Genomic DNA, 24767 nt, shown 5'->3' on the forward strand with positions numbered 1-24767 from the left:
CACCATCGACGTCGCCGTCGTCGCATCCACTGGACGGTCCGGGCCGCCGACCGACCCACGGCCGGCGGTGCACTCCACACGAAGGAGAAACACGCATGCAGAAGCACAGGGTGATCGGCGCGGCATCCGCCGTGGCCATCGCCATCGGCCTGATGGGCGCCGCGGTCGCACCGGCCGCAGCCGCCTCCGGGCCCGAATCCACGTACCTCGTGCTCGCCCCGCAGGGCAAGAGCACAGCGAAGGCCGCGGCCCGGGTGGCCGCAGCGGGTGGCACCGTGGTCGCCGCCTACGACCAGATCGGCGTGCTCGTCGCCAAGTCGACGAACACGGCGTTCGCGGGCGCGGTCGCGGGCTCGGGCGTCGACTCCGTCGCCTCGACCGACGGGCTCGGCACGACGCTCATCGACGACGAGGCCAGCGACGTCGTCGGCTCCGCGACCGCAGCGGCGACGGGCGACCCCACGCAGGAGCCGCTGTGGAACTCGCAGTGGGACATGGCGCAGATCGACGTGCCCGCCGCACACGCCATCACGACGGGTGACCCGTCGATCGTGGTCGGCGTGCTCGATTCCGGCATCTCGCCGACGCACCCCGACCTCGCGTCGCAGATCGCGTTCGACCAGAGCGCCTCGTGCATCGGCGGCGTGGTCGACACGAGCGTCGCGGCGTGGAGCCCGACGACCTCCGATCACGGAACCCACGTCGCAGGCACCATCGCGGGCGCCATCAACGGCGTGGGAATCGCCGGCGTCGCGCCGGGCGTGAAGGTCGCCTCCGTCAAGGTCGTCAACGACGACGGCTTCATCTACCCCGAGGCCGCGGTCTGCGCGTACCTCTGGGCGGCCGACCACGGCATGCCGATCACGAACAACAGCTACTTCATCGACCCGTGGGAGTTCAACTGCGTGAACGACCCGCGCCAGCGTCCGGTCTGGCAGGCCGTGCAGCGGGCACTGCGCTATTCCTCGGCGCAGGGCACCCTGACGGTGGCCTCGGCGGGCAACAGCAACGTCGACCTCCAGCACAAGTTCGTCGACTCCACGAGCCCCAACGACGGCAGCTACCCCATCGAGGACCGCACCGTCACCGGTGCGTGCCGCGACCTGCCGGCCGAGGCGGCCGGCGTGGTGACGGTGTCGGCGGTCGGCCCGACCGAGCAGAAGAGCTATTACTCGTCGTACGGCCAGGGCGTCGTCGACGTGACGGCTCCCGGCGGTGACACCCGGTTCCGCACCGGCGGTGCCTCGTCGACGCTCACCGACGGCATCCTCTCGACCACGTGGAGCCCGGTGACCGGGAACGGTTGGGGGTACAAGCAGGGCACCTCGATGGCGGGCCCGCACGCGGCCGGCGTCGCGGCGCTCGCCCTGTCGGCCCACCCGGGCATGAACCCCGGGCAGCTCGCCTCGTTCCTCGAGCGCACGGCGACCCCGCTGGCCTGCCCGGTGGGCGTCTACGAGCCGCGGCCCGGCTTCCCGGCCACGTGCACGGGTGGCGCGCGCAACTCCTTCTACGGAGCGGGCAATGTCAATGCGCTCAACGTCGTGCAGTAGCCGACTGAGCGGATGACGCCGCGAGGGGCCGGGCCGAGAGGTCCGGCCCCTCGTGCATGCATGCGGGGTGGTTCATGGGCGTGCGAAACGCCTCGCGCTAAGGTTGAGTGTGACCGCAGACCAATCAGCACCCGAGGGCGAGGCGTCACTCGCCGACGAGCCCGAGGTGCGGCAGGCACTGGCCGAAGCCGATCGCGCATCCGTCGCGTCGGTCGTGTCGGGGCATCCGTCGTCACCTCTCGCGTGGGCCGAACTGGCCGACCTTGCCGACTCGGAAGGCCATGCCATCGACGCGTTCGCGTACGCGGCCGTCGCCGTCGACCTCGCCCGCGAGCAGCTCACGGCCGCCGGCTGGCAGCCGGGCGACGCCGTGCCGTGGTCCGACGAACCGAACCGCGCCTACCTCAGGGCGCTCGATGCGCAGCGACGCGCCGCCGAGCACCTGGGGCTCGAGGGGCACGCCGCGCGTCTCGCCGACGAACTGGCCGCCGCCGACGCCTCCGCTCCGGCACGCATCGCGTCGGAGTTCACCCCGACCCAGATGATGCCGATCGTGGCATCCGCCGGCCGCTTCGAGCCGGCCACCGGTTTCGACGCCCACGCCGGCGAGCCGCTCGCCGAGCCCACCGCCGCGGACGCGGCAGGAGAGGACTGACATGCCCGCAGCCGTACTCATCGGAGCGCAGTGGGGCGACGAGGGCAAGGGCAAGGCGACCGACCTCCTCGGGTCGCGCCTCGACTACGTCGTGAAGTTCAACGGCGGCAACAACGCCGGGCACACGGTCGTCGTCGGCGACGAGAAGTACGCCCTGCACCTGCTGCCGTCGGGCATCCTCACGCCCGGCGTCGTCCCGGTGATCGCGAACGGCGTCGTCGTCGACATCGAGGTGCTGTTCGAGGAGCTCGAGGGGCTCGAGAGCCGCGGGGTGGATGTCTCGAAGCTCCGCGTCTCGGCGAACGCGCACCTCATCACCCAGTACCACCGCACGCTCGACAAGGTCACGGAGCGCTTCCTCGGCAGCCGCCAGATCGGCACGACCGGCCGCGGCATCGGACCGGCGTACGCCGACAAGATCAACCGCGTCGGCCTGCGCATGCAGGACCTCTTCGACGAGAACATCCTGCGGCAGAAGGTCGAGGGCGCCCTCGACCAGAAGAACCACCTGCTCGTGAAGGTCTACAACCGGCGTGCCATCGGCGTCGACGAGGTGGTCGACGACCTGCTCGGCTACGTCGAGCGACTGCGGCCGATGGTCACCGACACGTCGCTGCTGCTGCACCAGGCGCTCGAGCGCGGCGAGACCGTGCTCTTCGAGGGCGGCCAGGCGACCATGCTCGACGTCGACCACGGCACCTACCCGTTCGTCACGTCGTCGAACGCCACGAGCGGCGGCGCGGTCACCGGCTCGGGCATCGCGCCGAACCGCATCGACCGGGTCATCGCGGTCGTGAAGGCTTACACCACCCGCGTCGGCGCCGGCCCGTTCCCGACCGAGCTCTTCGACGAGTGGGGCGAGTTCCTCAGCGAGAAGGGCCACGAGTTCGGCACCACCACGGGGCGTCGCCGCCGCACCGGCTGGTACGACGCGCCCATCGCCCGCTACGCCTCGCGGGTCAACGGCGTCACCGACTTCGTGCTCACGAAGCTCGACGTGCTCACCGGCCTCGAGCGCATCCCCGTCGCGGTGGCCTACGAGGTCGACGGCCAGCGCGTCGACGAGGTGCCGGTGTCGCAGTCCGACTTCCACCACGCCACTCCCGTCTACGAGGAGTTCCCCGGTTGGCAGGAGGACATCTCGGGTGCACGGTCGTTCGAGGAGCTGCCCGCGAATGCGCAGGCCTACGTGCGCGAGCTCGAGGCCATGAGCGGGTCCCGCATCTCGGCGATCGGCGTCGGCCCCGGCCGCGAGGAGATCGTGCAGCTGCACGACCTGCTCGACTGAGGCACGACATGACCGCGCGCCGCCCTGCCGCCGAGCCGCTCGTCGGCCGATTCATCCGCCTCACGCCGTTCTCGACCGACGACATCCCCGAGCTGTATCGCGCGCTGGGACGCCCCGAGGTGTTCGCCGGTGGGTTCGGTGGCGGACCGGCCGGGCAGCCGGCCGACCTCGCCGCATTCGAGGCGTTCGCGCTCCGCTCCTACGCGCCCGCTCCCGACGCCCTCCCGTTCACCGTGCGCCTCGAGGGGGGACCCGACCATGACACCGTGGTCGGCGCCACGAAGCTCGGCGACCTCGACCTGCCGAACGAGTCGGCGCACATCGGCTGGACCGGCTACGACCCGAGGGTCTGGGGCACCGCCGTGAATCCCGAGGCGAAGCTGCTGCTGCTCGGTCTTGCGTTCGACCACGGCTTCGGCCGGGTGAAGCTCCAGGCCGACGCGCGCAACGCGCGTTCCCGAGCGGCCATCCTCAAGCTCGGCGCGCAGTTCGAGGGGCTCGCCCGCCGGCACAAGCCGCGGGCCGACGGCACCTGGCGGGACTCGGCGATCTTCTCGATCATCGTCGACGAGTGGCCGGCGGTGCGTGCGGGGCTCGAGGCCCGACTAGACGCCCGGGGCGGCGAGCCCGTGCTGCTCGAGGTCAGCCCGCGAGGGTGATCGCGCCGTCGACGATGGCGACCACACCGCCCAGGTAGGCGATCGCGATGACGCCGGCGCGGGCGGCACGGTGCCCGATGCGCGCGTGGAGCAGCTCGCCGAGCGCGAGCCCGACGAGCAGCGCGGCGATCGAGACCGGCCAGACACCCGGGTCGACCTCGGGCATCGCCCAGCCCGACGCCGCGAGCTTGCCGACGAGCGAGCTGAGGCCGATGACCACGAAGTACGGCTGCGCGGTCGCGGCGAAGCCCGCCTGCGGCCACCTCGTCGCGACGGCATAGACGCTCAGGGCAGGCCCACCCACGCCGGCGGCGGCGTTCATGAATCCGGATGTCGCACCCGCGACGACCGCGGGCGTCCGCCCCGTGGCGACGTGCTCGGTGCGGGTGACGGCCAGCGAGACGGTGAGCGCCACGATCACCAGGATGCCGATGCCGAGTTGCAGCACCGGCCCCTGCAGCCGCGCGGCGACGAGCGCTCCGATCACGGTCCCTGCGACGGCGGGCACCACCAGCCAGCGGAACCGCGGCCAGTCGATGTGCCGCCAGACCCGCGGCAGGATGAGCAGCGACGACAGCACGGCGCAGGCGTTCACGATGATCACCCCGTCGAACGGCCCGAGGAGCACGACGAGGGCGGGCGCGGCGATGAGGGCGAACCCCATGCCGGTGACGCGCTGGGCGAACGCACCCACGAGCACCGAGACGGCGACGGGCAGGAGCACCGGGCAAGCCTAGTGCGGCCGGCCCGGTCGCCCGACACGCGGCTGCCGGGTCCGCGACCGGTCACGATCGGTCGCCACGCGGCATCTGCGAGCCACCGATCGTGACCGCTCGGCGAGCGGTGGCGGCGCGGCGGGGCGGGGCCGGGCCGGGATCAGGCCGACCCGCGGTGCCGCGCCGCCTCGGGGACGTGCAGCCGGGTGAGGAATGCGTCCGCACCGCGGGGCGCGCCCCGCCGGTCGGTGCGTGACACGAGCACGGTGACGAGCACCGCGAGCGGCACCGTCCAGGCGGCGGGCTGTTCGAGGAACGGGCGGATGCCGGGCGCCCACGTCGCGAGCGCGGAGCCGCCGAGGATCGCCGCCCCCGCAAGCGCCGCGCCCGTGAGCATGCCCGCGACGGCGCCCCGGGCGGTGAGCCCGCGCCACCAGATGCCGAGGATGAGCATGGGTGCGAGCGTCGACGCGGTGAACGCGAACACGAGCCCGACGCTGCCGGCGAGGCCCGTCGACTCGGTGGCGAGGGCGACGACGAGCGGCACGAACGTGGAGATCACCGCGGCGATGCGGAAGCCGCGCACGCTGCCGCCGAGGAGGTCCTGGCTGATCACGCCGGCGAGCGACACCACGAGGCCCGACGACGTCGAGAGGAATGCCGCGAAGGCCCCGGCGATCACGAGTGCGGTGAGCAGCTGGCCGACCGGCCCGGGCACCAGGCGGTCGGGGAGGAGCAGGATGAGCGCGTCGGACTCCCCGGGCGCGGCCAGGTCGGGCGCGAACGCCCGCCCGAGGAATCCGAACGCCGTCGGGAACAGGTAGAACACCGAGAGCAGCACGAGCACGATCACGGTGGTGCGCCGCGCGGCGACGCCGTCGGGGTTCGTGTAGAAGCGCACGAGCACGTGGGGGAGCCCGAGGGTGCCGAAGAGCAACGCCACCATGAGCGACACCGTGCGGTACCCGTCGAGGTCGCCCGGTCCGGCCGACGCCGGGAACGCCTCGGTAGGGCTGAGCTGCGCAGGCGGCTCCCCGCCGTTCACGACGAGCAGCACCACGAACACCGGCACGGCGAGCGCGGTGAGCTTCAGCCAGAACTGGAACGCCTGCACGAACGTGATCGACCGCATGCCGCCCGCCGCCACGACGACCGCCACGATGACGGCCACCGCGAGCGACCCCGCCCACGCCGGCAGTCCCGTCGTGATCCGCACCGTCAGGGCGGCGCCCTGCAGCTGCGGCACGATGTAGAACCACCCGATCACGATCACGAGCAGGCTCGTCACGCGCCGCGCCGCGGTGGACTCGAGCCGGGCCTCGGTGAAGTCTGGGATCGTGTAGGCGCCCGAGCGGCGCAGCGGCGCCGCCACGAACAGCAGCAGCATCAGGTAGCCGGCCGTGTACCCGATCGGGAACCACAGCGCCGCCGATCCGGTGAGCAGGATGAGCCCCGCGATGCCGAGGAACGACGCCGCCGACAGGTACTCGCCGCCGATCGCCGACGCGTTCCACCACGGCCGCACGGTACGGCTGGCGACGTAGAAGTCGCTCGTCGTGCGCGAGACGCGCAGCCCGTAGAACCCGATCAGCGCCGACGCGAGGGCCACCACGATGATCGCCGTGTAGCCGATCGCCGGGTTCACTCCTCCTCCACGAGCGAGCGGTAGCGAGCCTCGTTGCGCGAGGCGGCGCGCACGTAGAGCGCGCCCACGGTGATCGCGAGGGGGTACACGCCGGCCCCGAGGAGCAGCCACGACAGCGGCACGCCGATCACGAACGTGGTGTCGAGCTGCGGCACGAGCGCGATGGCGAACACGAACAACGCCGTCGCGACCGCGAAGCCGACGGCGAACACGATGCCGAGCCGCAGCTGCGACCGGATCAACGACCGCACGTACACGCCTGCGATGTCACTCGTGGGCGCCTCGCGTCCGGCCTGGTGGTGCGGGCGAGCGGATGCCCCGGGCGAGCCGGCGTGGGGTGCGGTCACGCGCACGCGGGCGGGCGGCCCCGCGGCATCCGTGGAAGCGGGAGGACGCGCCGGCTCCGCGGCATCCGCTCGGCCCTCGTCGCTCATGATCTCGGCCGGATGGTCGCCGAGTCGAGCCGCTCGCGCAGGGCGGGCAGCAGCCGCCGGCTCACGGGCAGCTCGGCCGCGCCCACCGTGACGCTCGGGTGGTCGCCGCCGAGCCGGATGCGCGTGAGGTGCGGGATCGCCACGAGGTACGAGCGGTGCACCCGCACGAAGGCGTCGCTCCACTGCCGCTCGAGGTCGGACATCGGCACGCGCACGAGGTAGCTGGCCTCCTCGGTGTGCAGCCGCGCGTAGTCGCCCTGCGCCTGCACGTAGCGCACTTCGTCGCGGCGAATCATGCGCGTCGTGCCGCCCAGGGTGACCGCGATCATCTCGGGCTGCGCCTCGGATGCCGCGGCGCCGGCGTGCGCGGCCGCCGAGGCCTTGAGCGCCTCGACGATGCGGGTCACCGAGCGGTGCAGGCGCTCGGTGCGCACGGGCTTCAGCAGGTAGTCGACGGCGGCGAGGTCGAATGCCTCGAGCGCACCCTCCTCGTCGGCGGTGACGAACACGAGGGCGGGCCGCCGCTCGAAGCGCTGCATCGCCCGCGCCAGGTCGAACCCGTTGAGGCCGGGCATGTGGATGTCGAGGAACGCGGCGTCGACCGGCTCCCGCGTGAGCAGGCGGATGGCCTCGGCGCCCGAGGCGGCCTGGTGGATGACCCCGATGCGCGGGTCCTGTCCGAGCAGGAACGCCAGCTCGTCGATCGCGGGCTGCTCGTCGTCGGCGATGAGCACGGAGATCGTCATCGTTCCAGTCTTCCACCGGGGGTTCGGTTGGCACCGGGACTGCGCGAGGCGTCTGCGGATGCTGCGACGCGGCCGGGCTGCGACTTCGGCACCCGCATCCGCACGAGCGTGCCGGCGCCCACGTTCGTCTCGACGACGAGCCCGTGCTCCTCGCCGTAGACCTGACGGAGGCGCGCGTCGACGTTGCGCAGGCCCACGTGCTCGCCCGGGGCGCCGCCCGCGAGCACCGTCTCGAGCCGTTCGGGGTCGATGCCGACGCCGTCGTCCTCCACGCTGATCTCGGCGAACGCACCCAGGTCGGACGCGGTGATGGTGATGCGCCCGCCGCCCTCCTTCGACTCGAGGCCGTGCCGCACCGCGTTCTCGACGAGCGGCTGGATGGACAGGAACGGCACCACGGTCGACAGCACCTCCGGCGCGATCTGCAGCGTCACCCGCAGCCGGTCACCGAAGCGGGCCCGCTCGAGCCGGAGGTAGCTGTCGATCGAGCGGAGCTCCTCGGCCACGGTCGTGAAGTCGCCGTGGCGGCGGAACGAGTAGCGCGTGAAGTCGGCGAACTCGAGCACGAGCTCACGGGCCTGCGCCGGGTCGGTGTTGATGAACGACGCGATGGCGTTCAGCGAGTTGTAGATGAAGTGCGGGCTGATCTGGGCCCGCAGGGCCCGCACCTCCGCCTCGGCGAGCGCCGCGCGCGAGGCATCCAGCTCACCCAACTCGACCTGGGCGGCCACCCAGTCGGCGACCTCCCCGGTGGCTCGCACGAGGCCGGCCCGCACTGGCGCCCCGAACGCGACGATCGCGCCCACCGCCCGGCCGCCGGTGCGGATCGGGGCAGCCACGGCGTCGGTCTCGCGGTCGCCGAGGGGGATGCGCCGCTGCACCTGCGACTTGCCCGAGGCGCTCGCCTCCGCGGCGAGACGCCCGGCCACCGCGCGCACGGCGTCGTCACCCTCGACGACGACCCCACCCGAGCGATCCACGAGCGCGAGCGTCTCGCAGCCGAGCAGCGCCCGGAGGTAGCGGACCGCCCGAACCGCGTCGACCTCGTCGATGCCGCCGCGCAGGTGCTTCGCCGCACGGCTCGCGAGGTGGAGGGTCTGGTACGTCGCCTGTTCGACGTCGGTGCCGAGCTCCTTCGAGGATCCGACGATGCGTCGGAGGAGCAGCACCACCCCGACGGCGAGCGCCCCCGCCACCACTCCGGCGGCAGCGGCGAGCAGCATCGACTCGGGCATGCAGGTCAGCGTAGCCGTCGTTCGTCGTCACGGCGGAGCCGTTCGTCGCACGATGGGCGCCGCTCGGCGACGACGAACGGCGAGCAGCCCCGGCGCCCGGGGGCGAGCGCCAGCATGGTGCCACTGCATCGCCCCGCCGCCCTGACGGCTCGGTGCAGCGGCGCGGCGGACGGTCCGCCGAGACCCCCCTCGAAGGAGAGAGACGCCATGGGCAACGACGCCCTGAGCGCGGACACGTCGACGGCACTGGCCGACGTCGATTACCCCGCCATCCAGCAATCACCGGAGTTCCAGACCCTTCGCCGCACGCACCGGGGCTTCGTGTTCCCGGTGCTGGCCGCCTGCCTCGTCTGGTACTTCGCCTACGTGCTGCTCGCCAGCTACGCGCACGACTTCATGTCGACGCCGGTGTTCGGCAGCGTCAACGTGGCCATGGTGCTCGGCATCGCACAGGTGCTCACGACGTTCGCCGTGACGACCTGGTACGTGGCCTTCGCCAACCGGCGCCTCGACCCGCTCGCCACCGAGATCCGTGAGGGCATCGAAGCGGATGCCGCCGCGGCATCCGACACCGAAGGGGCGAACCGCTGATGACGCACACGCAGACCCACACGCACCTCGCCGCCGAGGCCGCCGCCGCCTCGCCCGGCGACCCCTGGCTCAACATCGCCATCTTCGGCGCGTTCGTCGCGATCACGCTGGTGATCGTCTTCCGCGCCAGCCGCAACAACAAGACCGCCTCCGACTACTACGCCGCGGGCCGCTCGTTCACGGGTGGGCAGAACGGCGCCGCGATCGCGGGCGACTACCTGTCGGCGGCCTCGTTCCTCGGGATCGTCGGTGCCATCGCGGTGACCGGCTACGACGGGTTCCTCTACTCGATCGGCTTCCTCGTGGCGTGGCTCGTCGCGCTGCTGCTCGTCGCCGAACTGCTGCGCAACACCGGCCGCTTCACGATGGCCGACGTGCTCTCGTTCCGGCTCAAGCAGCGCCCTGTACGGATCGCCGCGGCCACGACCACGCTCGTCGTGTGCTTCTTCTACCTGCTGGCGCAGATGGCCGGCGCGGGCGGGCTCGTCTCCCTGCTGCTCGGCATCGGCGACAAGCTCGGCCAGGCCGTGGTCATCACGGTCGTCGGCGCGCTCATGATCCTCTACGTGCTCATCGGCGGCATGAAGGGCACGACCTGGGTGCAGATCATCAAGGCGGGCCTGCTCATCGCGGGCGCCGCGGTGATGACGGTGTGGGTGCTCGCGATCAACGGCTTCAGCTTCTCGACGCTGCTCGACAACGCGGTCGCGACCGCCGGCAACCCGGCGATCCTCGACCCGGGCCTGAAGTACGGCGTCTCCGAGGTCGCGAAGCTCGACTTCCTCTCGCTCGGCCTCGCGCTCGTGCTCGGCACCGCGGCCCTGCCGCACGTGCTGATGCGGTTCTACACCGTTCCCACGGCGAAGGAGGCGCGCAAGTCGGTCGTCTGGGCGATCTGGCTCATCGGCATCTTCTACGTGTTCACGCTCGTGCTCGGCTATGGCGCTGCGGCCCTCATCGGCCCCGAGGCCATCGCCGCGGCCCCGGGCGGCGCGAACTCGGCGGCCCCGCTGCTCGCGTTCGAGCTCGGCGGCCCGGTGCTGCTCGGCCTCATCGCCGCGATCGCGTTCGCCACGATCCTCGCGGTCGTCGCCGGGCTCACGATCACCGCCGCCGCGTCGTTCGCGCACGACATCTACGCGAGCGTGGTGAAGAAGGGCAAGCCCGAGCCGGGTGCCGAGGTCAAGGTCGCCCGTCGCACGGTGGTCGTGATCGGCATCATCGCGATCATCGGCGGCATCGGCGCGAACGGCCAGAACGTGGCGTTCCTCGTGGCCCTGGCCTTCGCCGTCGCGGCATCCGCCAACCTGCCCACCATCGTGTACTCGCTCTTCTGGAAGCGGTTCACGACCCAGGGCGCACTCTGGAGCATGTACGGCGGCCTCGGGTCGGCGATCGTGCTCATCGCGCTCTCGCCCGTCGTGTCGGGCACCCCCACCTCGATGATCCCGGGCGCCGACTTCGACATCGTGCCGCTGTCCAACCCGGGCATCATCTCGATCCCGCTGGCCTTCTTCCTCGGCTCGCTCGGCACCGTGCTCGACAAGGGCACGGAGGACCCGGCCAAGCAGTCCGAGATGGAGGTGCGCTCGCTCACGGGCGTCGGCGCCGAGAAGGCGGTGCAGCACTAGAGGGTTCCGGCGGCGGGCTGGGAAGTTCCGCCGCCGGGGCGTCATTCGACGCGGCAGGAACGCCTGCCCGGCCGCGTCGATGGAACACCAGGGGCGGATGCCGCAACCTCGCGTCGCAGCATCCGCCCCGCTTCGCGTGTGCGCCTACATGTTGATCATGTGGCCAGTCAGGCCGTGGAACGCCTCCTGCAGGGCTTCGGAGAGGGTCGGGTGCGTGTGCACGTTGCGGGCGAGCTCGAGCGCGCCGAGGTCCCACTTCTGGGCGAGGGTGAGCTCGGGCAGCAGCTCCGAGACATCCGGTCCGATGAGGTGGCCGCCGAGCAGCTCGAGGTACTTCGCATCGGCGACGAGCTTCACGAAGCCGACCGGGTCGCCGAGGCCGTTCGCCTTGCCGTTCGCGGTGAACGGGAACTTGGCGACGACCACGTCGTAGCCCTCGTCGCGGGCCTGCTGCTCGGTGAGCCCGAAGCTCGCCACCTGCGGCGAGCAGAACGTCGCCCGTGGCATCATCCGGTAGTCCCCGAGCTCCAGGGTCTCGGCGTCGCCGATGGTCTCGGCCGCGACGACGCCCTGCGCCTCGGCCACGTGGGCGAGCATGAGCTTGGCGGTGACGTCGCCGATCGCGAAGATGTGCGGCACGTTCGTGCGCATCCGCTCGTCGATCGCGATCGCGCCCCGTTCGGTGAGCTGCACGCCCGTGTTCTCGAGGCCGAAGCCCTCGACGTTCGGGGCGAAGCCCACCGAGATGAGGGCCTTGTCGACCTCGAGCACGCCGGGCTGCCCGTCGGCCCCCGTGTACGAGACGGTGACGGATGCCCCGTGGTCGACGACCGTCTCTACCTTGGTCGAGGCGAGGATCGGGATGCCGAGGTTGCGGTACTGCCGCGTGATCTCCTTCGAGACCTCCACGTCCTCGTTGGGAAGGGCCCGATCGAGGAACTCGATGACCGTGACCTGGACGCCGTAGTTGCGCAGCACGTAGGCGAACTCCATGCCGATGGCGCCGGCGCCGACGATCGCGATCGAACGCGGCAGGTCGCGGGTGAGGATCTGCTCCTCGTAGGTGACGACGTTCTGCGACAGCTGGACGCCGGGGAGCAACCGCACCCGCGAGCCGGTCGCGATGATCGCGGTGCGGAACCCGATCGTCTCGACCGACCCGTCCGCCTTCGTGACGTCGAGCGTGTTCGCGTCCCGGAAGGTGCCGCGGCCGTCGACCTCGGTGATGCCGTTCTTCTTCATCAGGAAGTGCACGCCCTTGACGTGCTTCTCGGACACCTGGCGGCTTCGGTCGAACGCGGCACCGAAGTCGAAGTGCGCCTCGCCCGAGATGCCGAAGGTCGTGGCCTGGTCGTGGAAGATGTGCGCCAGCTCGGCATTTCGCAGCAGCGCCTTCGAGGGGATGCATCCCACGTTGAGGCACACTCCGCCCCAGTACCTCTCCTCGATGACGGCCACCTTCAGGCCGAGCTGCGCGGCGCGGATCGCGGCAACGTAGCCGCCGGGGCCCGCGCCGAGGACGATGACGTCGAAATCGCTCATGCGGGCCAGCCTAGGTCGGGAGCGCTCCCGCGTCACGGGTGGGATGCGACCCCGCCGGTGATCAGCCCGACGGAGGGGTGATGCGGGACATGATCACGGTGAACTGGCCCGTGTTGTCGTCGCGGGCGAGATCGTTCACGCCCAGCACGACCTGGCCGATCCGACCGCCGCCGCCGTAGCAGTCGAAGTACGACTCGGTGCCGAGTCCCACATAGGGCGGCAGGCCGTCGATGGCTCCGATCAGGGAGCCGTGCTCGGCGTCCTCGAGGCCCGGCACGTTGTCGCGCGGGTCGTTCGCCTGCTGCGTGAACACCTCCGCCCCGTCGGCGTCCACCGACGTGAGCTCCTGGTCCTCGCCCCACATGATCACGCCGTTCCCCCAGACGGAGTAGGTGGCGCCCGGGAGGCACGTGATCCCGGTGGGCACCCAGTCGCCGGCACTGGCCGGCACGTCGACGGTGATGGGCGTGAGAGCGTCGAGCGTGATGGTCGCGTCCTCGGTGACATCCGAGGCCGTCACCGTGAAGGATCCCACGTTGCCGCCGGGATCCGAGTCGTTGAAGCCGAGCTGGAGGTCGCCGTCGACGGGGCACTCCATCGCCAGCCGTGAGCCGACGACGAACGGCAGTCCGCTGTCGCTCACGCGCCCGATGAGCGAGGCGTGCGACGCGTACGGTTGCGGGTCGATCGCGGAGTACTGCTGCTGGGCGCCCTCGGGCGTCAGCGCGATGCCCCCGAGGTCCTCGACGTCGACCTCGCCGGTGGCGTTGAGGAGGAGACGACGGCCGCCGGTGCACTCGAGACCGGTCGGCGTCCACGCCGTGTCTCCTCGGACCTCGATCTCGGCGGGGAGCGTCACCGCCCCGACATCGGCCGCGCCGCCGCCGTCGCCGCCGGCGTCGCCGCCGGCCCCGCTCAGCGCCGCCATCACCGCGACGGTGCCGCCGATCCCGAGGAGGAGCGCGGCGCCGGCCGCGGCGGCGGCGACCAGCCGGACCCGGCGCGGGTCGGGCTTCGGCGTCGGCGTCGGCATGGGCCCGGGCGGGGCGCCGGGGATTCCCGGGATGTCCGCCGCGTCATCCGGGTCGTCCGCGGACTTCGGCAGGATGAACAGGCGGGTGTCGTCGCCGCGCAGGCAGAGCACCGGCGTCACCCACTCGAGCGTGTCCCGACCGAGGCCGAGGATCGCGATCCGGCCGCTGACCACGGCCTCGTCGATGCGACGGCCGTAGGCGAGCGCCGAGTAGAAGCCCTGCGAGAACGCGACCGCCGCCGCGTCGCTGATCGTGAACTGCATCGCGGCGACGGCGTTGATGCCGCTGTTGACGAGCGCGGCGGCCGTGCCGGAGTACAGCTCGTTCGTGCTCCCGGCGCCCGACATGCACGAGTTGATCACGACCAGTCGGGGGGTCGGCTCGGCCTCGTCGAGCAGGTCGGCCAGCGCCGACGCGTCGACGTACTCCGCCCGCCCGTCGGGGCCGACGAACGCGAGCACGCCCTCCTCGGAGGAGGGGTCGTACGAACCGTGCCCGACGAAGTGGAGCACGTGCCACGGCGCCGAGAGCAGCTTCTCGTGCACGTTGGTCCACGTGACGTCGTCGAGCCACTCGACGAGGATCCGGCCGCGGGCGATATGGGGCCCGAGCGCCGTCTCGAGGCGCATCCGCTCACCCGCGGCGTCGATCGCCGGCAGGTCGCTGGGCGCGGCGACCATCGCGAGCACCCGCAGCGGCGGGTCGAGGTTCAACGGTTCCATCGCGTCCGTCGTCGGGATCTGACGGATCAGCGGCTCCTTGCGGCAGACGTACACGCCTGCCTGGGGGTCGAACAGCGACTCCCACGGGAGGGCGGCGAGCGTCGGCGCGATGAGCCGCAGGCGCACCTGGAGGCTCTCCCCGTGCTCCTTGGCGACGGCACGGCTCGTGCGATACGCCTCCTCGACCTCGCCGGTGAAGACGGCGGAGAACAGCTCCGTGCCCACGCGCTGGATCTCGGTCTCGCCCGCGGTCAGCACCCGCCGCGCGGGAACCGCAGAGGCGAGCACCGTGGAGTCCATGAACGGCAATCGGGTGATGAGGGTGTCGACGTCCAGCCGGAACGACGCGGATGCCGCGTCCGCCCCGGCCGATCGGAGCACGCGAACGGCCCACGTGCCCGGCTCCTCGCCGGGTCCGATCTCCAGCTCGATGATCGCGCTCACCAGCGGCTCCCGGGCGGTTCCGGGGAGACTGGCCCGGAACCGATACGGAAGCAGGCTACTCCCGCGCTGCCCGGGCGGTCATCAGGTCGGGCACGGGTCGGGCGGCGGAAGCATCCTGCCGACCTCCGGCGGATTCCGGACAAGCACCTTCCGGAGGCGCGACCGCCGTCGGCGGCCGGGCGTACGCTCGACCGGTGAGCACGAGCACCAGCGCGAAGTCCGCCGTCGCGGCATCCGGGCCCAGGCCATCGGGACGGCTGTCGACGTGGGTGCAGTTCCTCGCGATGGGGGTCGTGTGGGGGGCGAGCTTCCTCTTCATGAAGGTCGCGCTCGAGGGGGTGTCGTTCGGGCAGGTCGCGTGGACGCGCACGCTGCTCGGCGCCCTCGCGCTCGGCACGATCGTGCTCGTCACGCGACCGCGGGTGCCGCGGGCCGACGGCACGCCGGGCCCGGTGCTGCCGCGCGAGCGGGTGGTGTGGCTGCACTTCCTCGTCGTGTCGCTCACGACCTGCGTCATCCCCTACCTGTGCTTCGCGTGGGCCGAGCAGTACGTATCGTCGAGCCTCGCGTCGATCTACAACGCGACGACGCCGATCATGACCGCCCTCATGGCCACCCTGGTCTTCCGCGTCGAGCGGCTCGGCCTGAGCCGCTGGGTCGGCGTCGGGGTCGGCATCGTGGGCGTGCTCGTCATCATCGGACCGTGGCAGTACCAGGCGCTCACGGGCAGCCTCGCCGGGCAGCTCGCCTGCCTCGTGGCCACGCTCTGCTACGGGTTCACGTTCGGCTACCAGCGCCGGTTCCTCAGCCAGCGGCCGATCGCGCCGGCGACCTTCGCGTTCCTCTCGATCGGCGTCTCGGCCGTCGTGATGCTCGCCCTCACGCCGTTCATCGCGCTGACCCCGGTCGACCTCGACTGGACCATCGTCGGCTCGCTGCTGGCCCTCGGCGTGCTCGGCACCGGCCTGGCCTACATCTGGAACATCAACGTGCTGCGCGCCTGGGGGCCGACCGGCACCTCGACGGTCACGTACGTGACTCCGGTCGTCGGCGTCGCCCTGGGCGTGCTGCTGCTCGGCGAGCGCTTCAGCTGGCACGAGCCGGTCGGCGCGGTGCTCGTGCTGGTCGGCATCCTGCTGACGCAGGGGCGCCTCCGCCTCCCGCGGCGCGCCACCGCCGCCTCAGCGGCCTGACGGCAACGCCCTCGCCAACCGCCGCGTACCCCGAAGGTCTTGACAGCGGCATCCGTGCATGGTTGGTTAGTTACACAAGTAATGAACCAACGAGGTTCGCGCACAACACCAGAACGCACGACCAGATAGGCCGGCATTGGACGAATCACGCCCGATCTTCATCCAGATCGCTGAACAGGTCGAGAACGACATCATCGAGGGATCGCTGCCCGAGGGTGGCCAGATCCCGTCGACGAACGAGTTCGCGACCTTCCTGCGCGTCAACCCGGCCACGGCACTGAAAGGGGTGAATCGCCTTGTCGACGACGGAATCGTGGAGAAGCGACGGGGGATCGGCATGTTCGTGACCCAGGGCGCGCGGGCACGGCTCATCGAACGTCGCAGGGCCGACTTCGCCGCCGAGTACCTCCGGCCGCTCATCATCGAGGCCGAGAAGCTCGGCATCGACATCGACGAACTCGCGGGGCTGCTCCGCGCGGAAAGGATCGACTCATGACCCGCACCGTGGTCCGCGCGAGCGGACTCACCAAGCGCTACGGCTCGTTCACGGCGGTGGACGCCGTCGACTTCACGCTCGAGGAGAACCGCATCTACGGCCTCCTCGGCCGGAACGGCGCAGGCAAGACCACCGTGATGCAGATGCTGACCGGCCAGATCTTCCCGAACGACGGCGAGCTCGAGGTGTTCGGCCGCACGCCGGCCGAGCACGCCGACGTGCTGCGACGACTCTGCTTCATCGCGGAGTCGCAGCGATACCCCGACGCCTTCCACGCCTCGCACGTGCTGAAGGCGGCACCGTGGTTCTTCGAGAACTGGGATGCCGAGTTCGCCGCGCGACTCGTGGACGACTTCCGGCTCCCGCTCAATCGCCCCGTCAAGAAGCTCTCGCGCGGCCAGCTCTCTGCGGTGGGGGTCATCGTCGGCCTCGCCTCACGCGCACCGCTGACGTTCTTCGACGAGCCCTACCTGGGCCTCGATGCCGTCGCGCGGCAGATCTTCTACGATCGGCTCCTCGCTGACTATCTCGCGCACCCCCGCACGATCGTGCTCTCGACGCACCTGATCGACGAGGTGGCCAACCTCCTCGAGCACCTGCTGATCATCGACCAGGGACGCATCCTGCTCGACCGCGACGCCGACGAGGTGCGCGGTTCGGCCACCACGGTGGCGGGCGGCCGTGCCGCGGTCGAGTCGTTCGTCGCCGATCGCGCGGTGATCGGTCGCGAGAGCCTCGGCGGACTGGCGTCCGTCACGATCGACGGCCGGCTCGACCAGGCCGACCGCATCCGAGCCGCGGAGCTCGGCCTCGAGCTCGCACCGGTCTCGCTGCAGCAGCTCATCGTCCACATGACCGGCGCCGACCTCCGCACCGACTCGACCGAACAGGAGGTCGCAGCATGACCGCCGTGATCGAACAGCCGTCCGTCCGCACGGAGCCGCGGACGCGATTCACCGAGGTGTGGCGCGTCGTGCGCCTGCACGCCCTCACGCCGTCGGTGTTCTTCGGCATCCCGTGGATCATCCTCGGCGCCGCATGGCTGGTGATGATCGTCATCGGCATCATCGCCGGTGCCGCGGGCGCGGACACCGAGAAGATGGGCGAGGGCATGCGCTACAGCTGGGCGGTGCTGTCGCCGCAGTGGTACCTCGTCGTCGTCGGCGTCCAGGCCATCGGCCTCACGATGTCGTTCGCTCTGGGATTCGGCGCGACGCGACGCGACTTCTGGCTCGGGACGAGCGCGATGTTCGGCATCGTCTCGCTGCTGAACGCCATCGCCATCGCCACCCTCGTGCAGGTCGAGAAGGCCACGAACGGCTGGTGGCTGAACGTCTCGATGTTCGACGCGCTCTGGTATGGGCAGAACGGCTGGCTGGTCGACTTCTACACGACGCTCGCACTCCAGCTGTTCGTGCTCTTCATCGGGGCGAGCGTCACGACCGTGTACCTGCGGTGGCGGATGCGCGGGATGCTGACCCTCGCTTCGGGCGCGGTCGCGCTCCTCCTCGGCGGAGTCGCCATCGCGACCTTCACCGAGAGTTGGCCGGCGATCTTCGAGTGGTTCGGGGGGATCGGCGTCGTGGGGGTGTTCACCGTCGTGCTCGGGGCCGCCCTCGTGTGCGCGATCGGCGGCTACTTGGTGATCCGGCGGGCCACGCCCCGCTGACCCGCCGGGGTCATCCCCGAGGATGACGCCGAGCCGCCTCAATCCACCTCGGGTGCGACGCGAGCGGAGACCCGGCGGCGCGAGGCTCGGAGCATGAGTTCCTTCGTGATCGAGGCCGCCGGCCTCAGCAAGACCTTCGGGTCCACCCACGCCCTCGCCGGCGTCGACCTCTCGGTGCGTACCGGCGAGTCCGTCGCCATCATGGGCGCCTCGGGCTCAGGCAAGACGACGCTGCTGCACTGCCTCGCGGGCATCACCCGCCCCGACGCGGGGACGGTCGGGTTCCACTCGGGCGCCGGGCGCGTCGAGGTGACCGCCCTCAGCGAGCGCGAGCGCTCGAGGCTGCGGCGCGAGGCGTTCGGGTTCGTGTTCCAGCAGGGGCTCCTCATCCCCGAGCTCACCGCCGTCGAGAACGTCGCGCTCGCGCTCATGCTGAACGGGATGCCGCGCGCCCGCGCCGAGGAGTACGGGCGCGGCTGGCTCGCCGCCCTCGGCCTGGCAGGCATGGAGGGCCGTCGCATCGGGCAGCTCTCGGGCGGGCAGGCGCAGCGCGTCGCCATCGCCAGGGCGCAGGTCACCGGGGCATCCGTCATCTTCGCGGACGAGCCGACCGGCGCCCTCGACTCGACCACATCGGCCGAGGTGATGCGGGCGCTGCTCGACTCGACGACCGGCCAGGGCCGCACGCTCGTCGTCGTGACGCACGACGCCGAGGTCGCCGCGCGCTGCTCGCGCATCGTCGACGTGCGTGACGGCCGCATCGTGGGCGAGCGGGTGCCCGCATGATCGCCCGGGTCGCGTGGCTCCTCGCACGTCCGGGCTCGGCGGGCGCCGCGGCATCCGTGCTGCCCGTCACCGCGTTCGGCATCGTCACGGCGCTGCTGCTCACCGTGATCGGCGGCGCGCAGACCTTCTGGACCTGGACCGACGACGACGGCATCCTCTACCAGGCGCTCGCGGTCATCGCCCTCGTGCTGCTCGTCGTGCCGCTCGTCTCGCTCGGCGGAGCGGCCGCGCGGCTGTCGGCCCGACGGCGCGATGACCGGCTCGCCACCCTGCGGCTGCTCGGGGCGACTCCGGCGACCGTCTCGGCGCTCGCCGTGATCGAGTCGTCGGTGCTGGCGCTCGTCGGCGCGGTCGCGGGCGTGGCCGTGTACCTCGCCATCGTGCCGCTGCTCGGGCTCATCGAGTTCCGCGGCGAGCCGCTCGGGGCATCCGGTGTGCTGCTGCCGTGGTGGGTGCTCGTCGCCGTGCCGTTCGGGATCGCCGCGCTCGCCGCGCTGAGCGCCGTGCTCGGGCTACGGCAGGTGGTCATCTCGCCGCTCGGCGTGCGCACCCGTCAGGAGGCCCCGCGGATGCACTGGGTGCGCGCGGTCGTCGCCGTGGTCGTGGTCGCGCTCGCGTTCGGCGTGATGTCGGTGCTGCAGGTCGCGGGCAGCGTGATGGTGATCCTCGCCATGCTCGCGTTCGGGTTCGGCGCCTCCCTCGCGGTGCTGAACCTGGTCGGCCCATGGGCGATCCGGCTCGTCGCGAAGGGGCAGGCGAAGCGGGCGAAGTCGCCGGGCCGGCTGCTCGCCGCACGCACGGTGCTCGAGTCGCCGAAGGGCGCCTGGCGCCAGGTCGGCGGCGTGGCCATGACGAGCTTCATGGCGGTCTTCGCCGGCACCGGCGTCGCGGTGCTCGACGCGCTCGGCACCGGCGGCGACGCCGACTCCGACGTGCTGATGGCCGACATCCGCACCGGCATCCTCATCACGGTGATCGGCTCGTTCCTCATGGTCGCGTGCTCGGTGGGCGTCAACCAGGCCGCCGGCATCCTCGACCGAGGCGAGCTCTACCGCAGCCTCGACATGCTCGGCATGCCGATCGGCACGATGGATGCCGCGCGCCGCCGTTCGGTGATGTCGCCGCTGCGCATCACGGCGATCGGCTCGGCCGTCACCGCCGCCGTCGTGATGCTGCCGCTGACGGGCATCACCCTCATCGTCGCGCCCGCGTCACTGCTCGTCATCGCGGGCGTGCTCGCCATCGGGATCGGCATCGTCTGGCTGGGGCTGCTGTCCACGCGACCGGTGCTCGTGCGTGCCGCAACAGGGTGATCCGCGGGCCGGTCGCGCGGGTACGCTCGATGCATGACTGACGGGGCGATCGACGAACGGGATGCCGCGATGAGCGAGCTGCTCGGCATCCGCTCGAGCATCGACAACATCGACGCGGCCCTCATCCACCTGCTCGCGGAGCGCTTCAAGTTCACGCAGCAGGTCGGGCGGCTGAAGGCCGAGCACGGACTGCCGCCGAGCGATCCCGAACGCGAGCGCCGGCAGATCGCTCGGCTGCGGGCGCTCGCGGTGGATGCGCACCTCGACCCGGCGTTCGCCGAGAAGTGGTTCAACTTCGTGGTCGCCGAGGTCATCCAGCACCACGAGGAGCTCGCCGGCAACGGCGGCGCCGGCGACGGCCTGTGACCTGGTACCCGCTCCCGCTCCCGTCGCAGACCGGGCGGCGGTATCTCGTCACCGGCGCGAACGCCGGCCTCGGGTTCTTCACGGCGGCACGGCTCGCCGGTGCGGGAGCCCACGTCGTGCTGGGCGGGCGCAGCCCCGAGCGGCTGGATGCCGCGGCGGCGGCGATCCGCGGCGCCCGGCCAGCGGCATCCGTCGACACGCTCGTGATGGACGTGTCGTCGCTTGAATCTGTGACGGATGCAACCGGCCGGCTGCTGGCCGAGGCGCCCCTCGACGGGATCGTGGCCAACGCCGGCATCGTGCACCCGCCGCGCCACCGCGAGGAGTCGGTCGACGGCAACGAGCTCGTGCTCGCGACGAACGTGCTCGGGCACTTCGCGCTGCTGGGCAGGCTGGTGCCGCATCTGGCGCCGGGACGCCGGGTGGTGTCGCTCGGGTCCCTGGCGACGAGGCTGTCGACGTTCCGGGTCGACGACCTGCAGCTCGAGCGCGGGTACGACGGGTGGCGAGCGTACGCGCAGTCGAAGATCGCGGCGCAGTCCGTCGGGTTCGAGCTCGATCGGCGACTGCGGGCGGTCGGGAGCTCCGTGGCGAGCGTGGTCGCGCATCCGGGCTACTCGGTGAGCGGACGCACGCCCACGGTGCCGGGCGTCAACGAGCCGAGCCGCGGCGGACGCTTCGGCGACGCGCTGCAGGCCGCATGGGCGCAGGGCAAGCACCGGGGCGCCGAGGTCGTGCTGCACGCACTGACCGCCGCTGACGTGGAGGGCGGCCAGTTCTGGGGACCCCGCTTCCTGACGCGGGGCGAGCCGACGCTGCAGGAGCCGACCCGGGTGTCGTCCGACCCGGCCGTCGCCGCGCGGGTGTGGGCGTTGGCCGAGCAGGCGACGGGTCGCCCGTTCGTGGTCGGCGCGTGACGGCGGAGCGGCGTGCGGGCGCCCGGTGGTTCACCCCGCGCGTGCGGATGCTGCTGGCCCGCGTCGTCGTGGTCGTCGGCGTGGTGATCGCGCTGCTCGCGCTCGTCACGGCCCGGTGGGGGCTGCTGTTCGTCGCGGTCATCGTCGTGGGCCTTGGCGCCGCGATGAGCCCGGCACGCCGCCGCTCCTGAGCCGCGCCGCAGCCGCCGGACGGGCGCGGTTCACCTGCGCGCAACCCGCACGTCGGGTGGCGTTGGCGGCCGCTGCATAGCGTCGGGGCAAGGTATCGCGGGCGGAGTTCCGCGCGGCGGAGCGGCCTCACCCAACCGGGGCCGTCTGAGGAGGCCCAGCCATGTCCAGGCACACCATGCTCGTCGACCTGTTCGAGCAGCTCGACAGCGCCGACGAGCACGACATCGACCTGCTGGTCGACCTGCTCGGCCTCGGCCGGCGCTAGGGCACGCGCGTGCACACCGTGCAGCACGTCGGCGAGCTCGACGTCATCGTGAAGCCCTCCCCCGTCGCCATGGTCTGGAACGACCCCGGTCGCCCGCACGACGCGATCGCGGCGCCGGGCGTACGGCTCTCGCCGGGTGAGGCGCTCGTCGAGGTGGAGCTCGCGACCATCTGCCCGTCCGACGTGCGCACCGTGCGCGGCGAGCGTCCGGCGCACCGTCCGCTGGTGCTCGGGCACGAGCAGGTGGGGCGGGTCGTCGCCGTGGGCGAGGGCGCCCGCCGGGCCGACGGCGTGCCGCTCGAACTCGGCGACCGGGTGGTGTGGTCGGTGCTCGTCGCCTGCGGCACCTGCGACCGCTGCGCGCGCGGCCTGCCGCAGCGGTGCCGCGAGCTCGCCCGCTACGGGCACGAACGCGTGCACCGCGGCTGGGAGCTCTCGGGCTCCTTCGCCACCCACGTGCAGCTGCGCGTCGGCACCGACATCGTGCGGGTGGGCGAGGACATCCCGAGCCGGGTGCTCGCACCGGTGTCGTGCGCGACGGCGACGGCGGTCGCGGCGTTCGACGCGGCATCCGCTCGGCTCGACCTCGACGGCCGCCTCGTGCTCGTGACCGGCGGGGGGCTCGTCGGGCTCACGGTGGCCGCGCTCGCGATCGAGGCGGGCGCCGAGGTGATCGTCTCCGAGCCGGATGCCTCGCGGCGGGCGTTCGCGCGCCTGATCGGCGCCGTCTCGGTCGACCCGACGGCCCGGTCGGCCTCGCCCGAGCGGCTGGACCAGGCGCTCGCCGACTTCGAACGGCGCGGGCTGCCCGAGGTGCTGGCCGCCGTCGAGACGTCGGGCGCGCCGTCGGCGGTGCGCACCGCGATCGGCTCCCTCGGTGCGGGCGGCACGGCCGTGCTCGTCGGCAGCGTGCCGCCCGGATCCGAGGTGTGCCTCGACCCCGACTCGCTCGTTCGACGCCTCGTGACGGTCACCGCCGTGCACGACTACACGGGGTCGCAGCTGCGGCGCGCCGTCGACTTCCTCGAGCGCTCGTGGCGGCGTGTGCCGTTCGACGAGCTCGTGGGCGCCACGCATCCGCTGGTCGAACTCGACGAGGCACTCGCGGAGGCCGCGACGGGCCGGTACGTGCGGGTCGGCGTCGCGCCGGGACGACGAGCCGTGTGAGCGGTCCCACGCCGCGCCATACGGGGGCGTGACGCCGCGTCCGGTTCAGGGCAGCATGGGGTGATGATCAGCAGGGAGCTGGCGCTCGCGCTCCGGGAAGCGGGCCTCACCTGGCATCCGGAGTCCGGCGACCGCTTCCAGCTCGACCTGGCCGAGAACGTCGAGGCCGAGGTCGAGGCCGATGTCTTCACGGTGAGCGAGATGACGATCGAGGCGCGGCGGTACCCGACGGGCACGATCCTCGCGTTCAACGGAACGACCGAGTGGGCGCTCGACTCGGTCGCGCTCGCCGATGCGGTGTGGCTGCCCCGTGAGGACCAGCTGCGCGAGCTGCTGCGGGCGACGTTCCGGTCGCTGACCCGCCTCGACGACGCGTTCGAGGTCGAGGTCGAGGTCGCCGGCTCGCGCATGCGGTTCGAGCACCCCGACGTGGCCGAGGCGTACGGGCTGGCACTGCTCGAGCTCATCGGCAGGTCGAGATGACGGATGCCGCGGCCGCGGCCTCCGTCGCCCGCGCCAGGCGGCTCGTGGCCGACGCCGTCGCCGCACTGCGGGATGCAGGGGCCCGCCAGGAGGTGCTCGCGGAGCTCGTGCCCGAACGACGTGTGCTCGGAATCCCGCGCGCCGCACGCATGACCCCGCTCGGACGGGTGTGGCGGCTCGGTGTGCTGCTGCTCGACGAGTCGGGCGGCGCCTGGGACACCGGCCGGGTCGTGCGAGCCGAGCGGGCGGCGCGCAAGAGCATCACCGCCGCGGCGGTCGCCGAGCAGCGCGCCCTCCGGGCCGCGGCGGTCAAGGGCGGCATCCACGAGGGCGAGACGGTGGCGTTCGACGCGCGACCGATCGACTTCGACGAGCTCGGCCGCGCCGGGGCATCCGGCCCGCTCGTGCTGCGCGACGGCGAGGTGCTCGTGCGCTGGAGCCACGCCCAGCCCGACGCGCTCATGCCGCTCGATCGCTACCTCGCCGACCGCGTCGACCTGCTGGCGCACCCGCCGCAGGGCGCCTAGCGCCCGCCCGCCGCAGGGCGCCGAGCGCCCGCCCGGAGCAGCGCGAGCAGCGCCCACAGCAGCACCGCACCTGCGACGTAGGCCGCGAGGTCCATCGGGTCGAACGCGCTGCCGAAGAGGAGCCTGGACACCGGCACGGCGCCGACGATCGCCGCCGGCACGGGGGTGAGCTGCAGCAGCTCGATCGCCACGGCGAGCGCCAGGGCGATGCCGGTCGCCGTCAGTGCCGAGAGCCTCGGCCACGCGAGCACGATCAGCAGGCCGAAGAAGACGACGTAGAGCATGCTGCCGAGCACGTCGATGAGGGGCGTGCGGGCGAGCAGCTGCAGGGCGAGGCCCAGCACGAGGCATCCGGATGCCGCGACGACGGCGAGCACGCGGAGCCGCCGGGTCTCGGCGGGCGGGGTCGTCTGCGGCATCCGATCAGTGAAGCACACGCCGTCGATCTCGCTTCGGCAACGATCCGGCATCGCTCCGGCAACGATGTGCCCCGTTCGG

Annotated in this window: 26 protein-coding genes; 18 read left to right on the forward strand and 8 right to left on the reverse strand. The window is 72.1% G+C overall.

Translation table 11 applies throughout. The features are described 5' to 3' along the window. Positions 1 to 95: 95 nt before the first annotated feature. The 4 genes from AC1DZA_RS00110 (at position 96) to AC1DZA_RS00125 (ending at position 4155) form a co-directional block, all read left to right on the forward strand. Positions 96 to 1553, forward strand: coding sequence for a S8 family peptidase (locus AC1DZA_RS00110; protein ID WP_476771210.1), 1458 nt, complete (start codon positions 96 to 98; stop codon positions 1551 to 1553). A 109-nt stretch (positions 1554 to 1662) separates the two neighbouring features. Further along, complete coding sequence (locus AC1DZA_RS00115; RefSeq protein WP_476771211.1) at positions 1663 to 2208, forward strand: DUF3151 family protein; 546 nt, start codon at positions 1663 to 1665, stop codon at positions 2206 to 2208. Between the two features lies 1 nt (position 2209). Continuing rightward, complete coding sequence (locus tag AC1DZA_RS00120) at positions 2210 to 3496, forward strand: adenylosuccinate synthase (RefSeq protein ID WP_476762774.1); 1287 nt, start codon at positions 2210 to 2212, stop codon at positions 3494 to 3496. Between the two features lie 8 nt (positions 3497 to 3504). Continuing rightward, positions 3505 to 4155 carry a GNAT family N-acetyltransferase gene (locus tag AC1DZA_RS00125; RefSeq protein WP_476771212.1) on the forward strand — a complete coding sequence of 217 codons (651 nt, stop codon included), beginning with the start codon at positions 3505 to 3507 and terminating at the stop codon, positions 4153 to 4155. Here the strand turns inward: AC1DZA_RS00125 and AC1DZA_RS00130 are convergent. The 5 genes from AC1DZA_RS00130 to AC1DZA_RS00150 all read right to left on the reverse strand — a co-directional run bounded on the left by AC1DZA_RS00130 (position 4139) and on the right by AC1DZA_RS00150 (position 8931). Continuing rightward, positions 4139 to 4879, reverse strand: a complete 741-nt coding sequence (locus tag AC1DZA_RS00130; RefSeq protein WP_476771213.1) for a sulfite exporter TauE/SafE family protein — start codon at positions 4877 to 4879, stop codon at positions 4139 to 4141. The genes AC1DZA_RS00125 and AC1DZA_RS00130 overlap by 17 nt on opposite strands. A gap of 152 nt (positions 4880 to 5031) precedes the next feature. Beyond that, entirely contained in the window at positions 5032 to 6516 is a 1485-nt protein-coding gene (locus AC1DZA_RS00135; protein WP_476771214.1) for a sodium/solute symporter, read from the reverse strand. Further along, positions 6513 to 6950, reverse strand: a complete 438-nt coding sequence (locus AC1DZA_RS00140) for a DUF485 domain-containing protein (RefSeq protein WP_476771215.1) — start codon at positions 6948 to 6950, stop codon at positions 6513 to 6515. The genes AC1DZA_RS00135 and AC1DZA_RS00140 overlap by 4 nt, the downstream gene beginning before the upstream one ends. After that, positions 6947 to 7696 (reverse strand): LytR/AlgR family response regulator transcription factor, encoded by a 750-nt coding sequence (locus AC1DZA_RS00145; protein WP_476771216.1) that lies wholly within the window; start codon positions 7694 to 7696, stop codon positions 6947 to 6949. The genes AC1DZA_RS00140 and AC1DZA_RS00145 overlap by 4 nt, the downstream gene beginning before the upstream one ends. Then, positions 7693 to 8931: a sensor histidine kinase gene (locus tag AC1DZA_RS00150; RefSeq protein WP_476771217.1), complete on the reverse strand. Its 1239-nt coding sequence runs from the start codon at positions 8929 to 8931 to the stop codon at positions 7693 to 7695. Before AC1DZA_RS00150 ends, AC1DZA_RS00145 begins: the two co-directional genes overlap by 4 nt. Before the next feature lie 207 nt (positions 8932 to 9138). On the opposite strand from AC1DZA_RS00150, the gene AC1DZA_RS00155 reads away from it, so the two are divergent. Together AC1DZA_RS00155 and AC1DZA_RS00160 are read left to right on the forward strand one after the other, a co-directional pair. Next, positions 9139 to 9522 (forward strand): DUF485 domain-containing protein, encoded by a 384-nt coding sequence (locus AC1DZA_RS00155; protein ID WP_476771218.1) that lies wholly within the window; start codon positions 9139 to 9141, stop codon positions 9520 to 9522. Continuing rightward, on the forward strand, positions 9522 to 11153 hold the full coding sequence (locus AC1DZA_RS00160; RefSeq protein ID WP_476771219.1) for a solute symporter family protein: 1632 nt from the start codon (positions 9522 to 9524) through the stop codon (positions 11151 to 11153). Before AC1DZA_RS00155 ends, AC1DZA_RS00160 begins: the two co-directional genes overlap by 1 nt. A 144-nt stretch (positions 11154 to 11297) precedes the next feature. Here the strand turns inward: AC1DZA_RS00160 and lpdA are convergent, their stop codons facing one another. Both lpdA and AC1DZA_RS00170 read right to left on the reverse strand, forming a co-directional pair. Then, positions 11298 to 12695 carry a dihydrolipoyl dehydrogenase gene (lpdA, locus tag AC1DZA_RS00165; RefSeq protein ID WP_476771220.1) on the reverse strand — a complete coding sequence of 466 codons (1398 nt, stop codon included), beginning with the start codon at positions 12693 to 12695 and terminating at the stop codon, positions 11298 to 11300. Positions 12696 to 12756: 61 nt separating this feature from the next. Further along, entirely contained in the window at positions 12757 to 14895 is a 2139-nt protein-coding gene (locus tag AC1DZA_RS00170; protein WP_476771221.1) for a CHAT domain-containing protein, read from the reverse strand. Positions 14896 to 15179: 284 nt separating this feature from the next. On the opposite strand from AC1DZA_RS00170, the gene AC1DZA_RS00175 reads away from it, so the two are divergent. The 12 genes from AC1DZA_RS00175 to AC1DZA_RS00230 all read left to right on the forward strand — a co-directional run bounded on the left by AC1DZA_RS00175 (position 15180) and on the right by AC1DZA_RS00230 (position 24269). Next, positions 15180 to 16088: a DMT family transporter gene (locus tag AC1DZA_RS00175; RefSeq protein WP_476771623.1), complete on the forward strand. Its 909-nt coding sequence runs from the start codon at positions 15180 to 15182 to the stop codon at positions 16086 to 16088. 136 nt (positions 16089 to 16224) lie between these two features. Then, positions 16225 to 16584: a GntR family transcriptional regulator gene (locus AC1DZA_RS00180; protein WP_476762174.1), complete on the forward strand. Its 360-nt coding sequence runs from the start codon at positions 16225 to 16227 to the stop codon at positions 16582 to 16584. Then, positions 16581 to 17489 carry an ABC transporter ATP-binding protein gene (locus tag AC1DZA_RS00185; protein ID WP_476762173.1) on the forward strand — a complete coding sequence of 303 codons (909 nt, stop codon included), beginning with the start codon at positions 16581 to 16583 and terminating at the stop codon, positions 17487 to 17489. Before AC1DZA_RS00180 ends, AC1DZA_RS00185 begins: the two co-directional genes overlap by 4 nt. Beyond that, entirely contained in the window at positions 17486 to 18253 is a 768-nt protein-coding gene (locus AC1DZA_RS00190) for a hypothetical protein (protein WP_476762172.1), read from the forward strand. The genes AC1DZA_RS00185 and AC1DZA_RS00190 overlap by 4 nt, the downstream gene beginning before the upstream one ends. Before the next feature lie 93 nt (positions 18254 to 18346). After that, on the forward strand, positions 18347 to 19039 hold the full coding sequence (locus tag AC1DZA_RS00195; protein WP_476771222.1) for an ABC transporter ATP-binding protein: 693 nt from the start codon (positions 18347 to 18349) through the stop codon (positions 19037 to 19039). Next, positions 19036 to 20352, forward strand: coding sequence for an FtsX-like permease family protein (locus tag AC1DZA_RS00200; RefSeq protein ID WP_476771223.1), 1317 nt, complete (start codon positions 19036 to 19038; stop codon positions 20350 to 20352). The genes AC1DZA_RS00195 and AC1DZA_RS00200 overlap by 4 nt, the downstream gene beginning before the upstream one ends. Positions 20353 to 20385: 33 nt before the next feature. After that, positions 20386 to 20718, forward strand: coding sequence for a chorismate mutase (locus AC1DZA_RS00205; RefSeq protein ID WP_476771224.1), 333 nt, complete (start codon positions 20386 to 20388; stop codon positions 20716 to 20718). Then, positions 20715 to 21635: an SDR family NAD(P)-dependent oxidoreductase gene (locus tag AC1DZA_RS00210; RefSeq protein ID WP_476771225.1), complete on the forward strand. Its 921-nt coding sequence runs from the start codon at positions 20715 to 20717 to the stop codon at positions 21633 to 21635. The genes AC1DZA_RS00205 and AC1DZA_RS00210 overlap by 4 nt, the downstream gene beginning before the upstream one ends. Then, entirely contained in the window at positions 21632 to 21826 is a 195-nt protein-coding gene (locus AC1DZA_RS00215; protein WP_476762166.1) for a hypothetical protein, read from the forward strand. Before AC1DZA_RS00210 ends, AC1DZA_RS00215 begins: the two co-directional genes overlap by 4 nt. 275 nt (positions 21827 to 22101) lie before the next feature. Beyond that, positions 22102 to 23259, forward strand: a complete 1158-nt coding sequence (locus AC1DZA_RS00220) for an alcohol dehydrogenase catalytic domain-containing protein (protein WP_476771226.1) — start codon at positions 22102 to 22104, stop codon at positions 23257 to 23259. A gap of 63 nt (positions 23260 to 23322) precedes the next feature. Next, on the forward strand, positions 23323 to 23742 hold the full coding sequence (locus AC1DZA_RS00225) for a pilus assembly protein CpaE (RefSeq protein WP_476762164.1): 420 nt from the start codon (positions 23323 to 23325) through the stop codon (positions 23740 to 23742). Beyond that, positions 23739 to 24269 carry a hypothetical protein gene (locus AC1DZA_RS00230; protein WP_476771227.1) on the forward strand — a complete coding sequence of 177 codons (531 nt, stop codon included), beginning with the start codon at positions 23739 to 23741 and terminating at the stop codon, positions 24267 to 24269. Before AC1DZA_RS00225 ends, AC1DZA_RS00230 begins: the two co-directional genes overlap by 4 nt. On the opposite strand, the gene AC1DZA_RS00235 is transcribed toward AC1DZA_RS00230, so the two are convergent. Beyond that, positions 24266 to 24688: a ribosomal maturation YjgA family protein gene (locus AC1DZA_RS00235; protein WP_476771228.1), complete on the reverse strand. Its 423-nt coding sequence runs from the start codon at positions 24686 to 24688 to the stop codon at positions 24266 to 24268. The two genes, AC1DZA_RS00230 and AC1DZA_RS00235, sit on opposite strands and share 4 nt — an antisense overlap. Positions 24689 to 24767 lie beyond the last annotated feature (79 nt).

Source organism: Agromyces sp. P2_B3 (assembly GCF_056404815.1).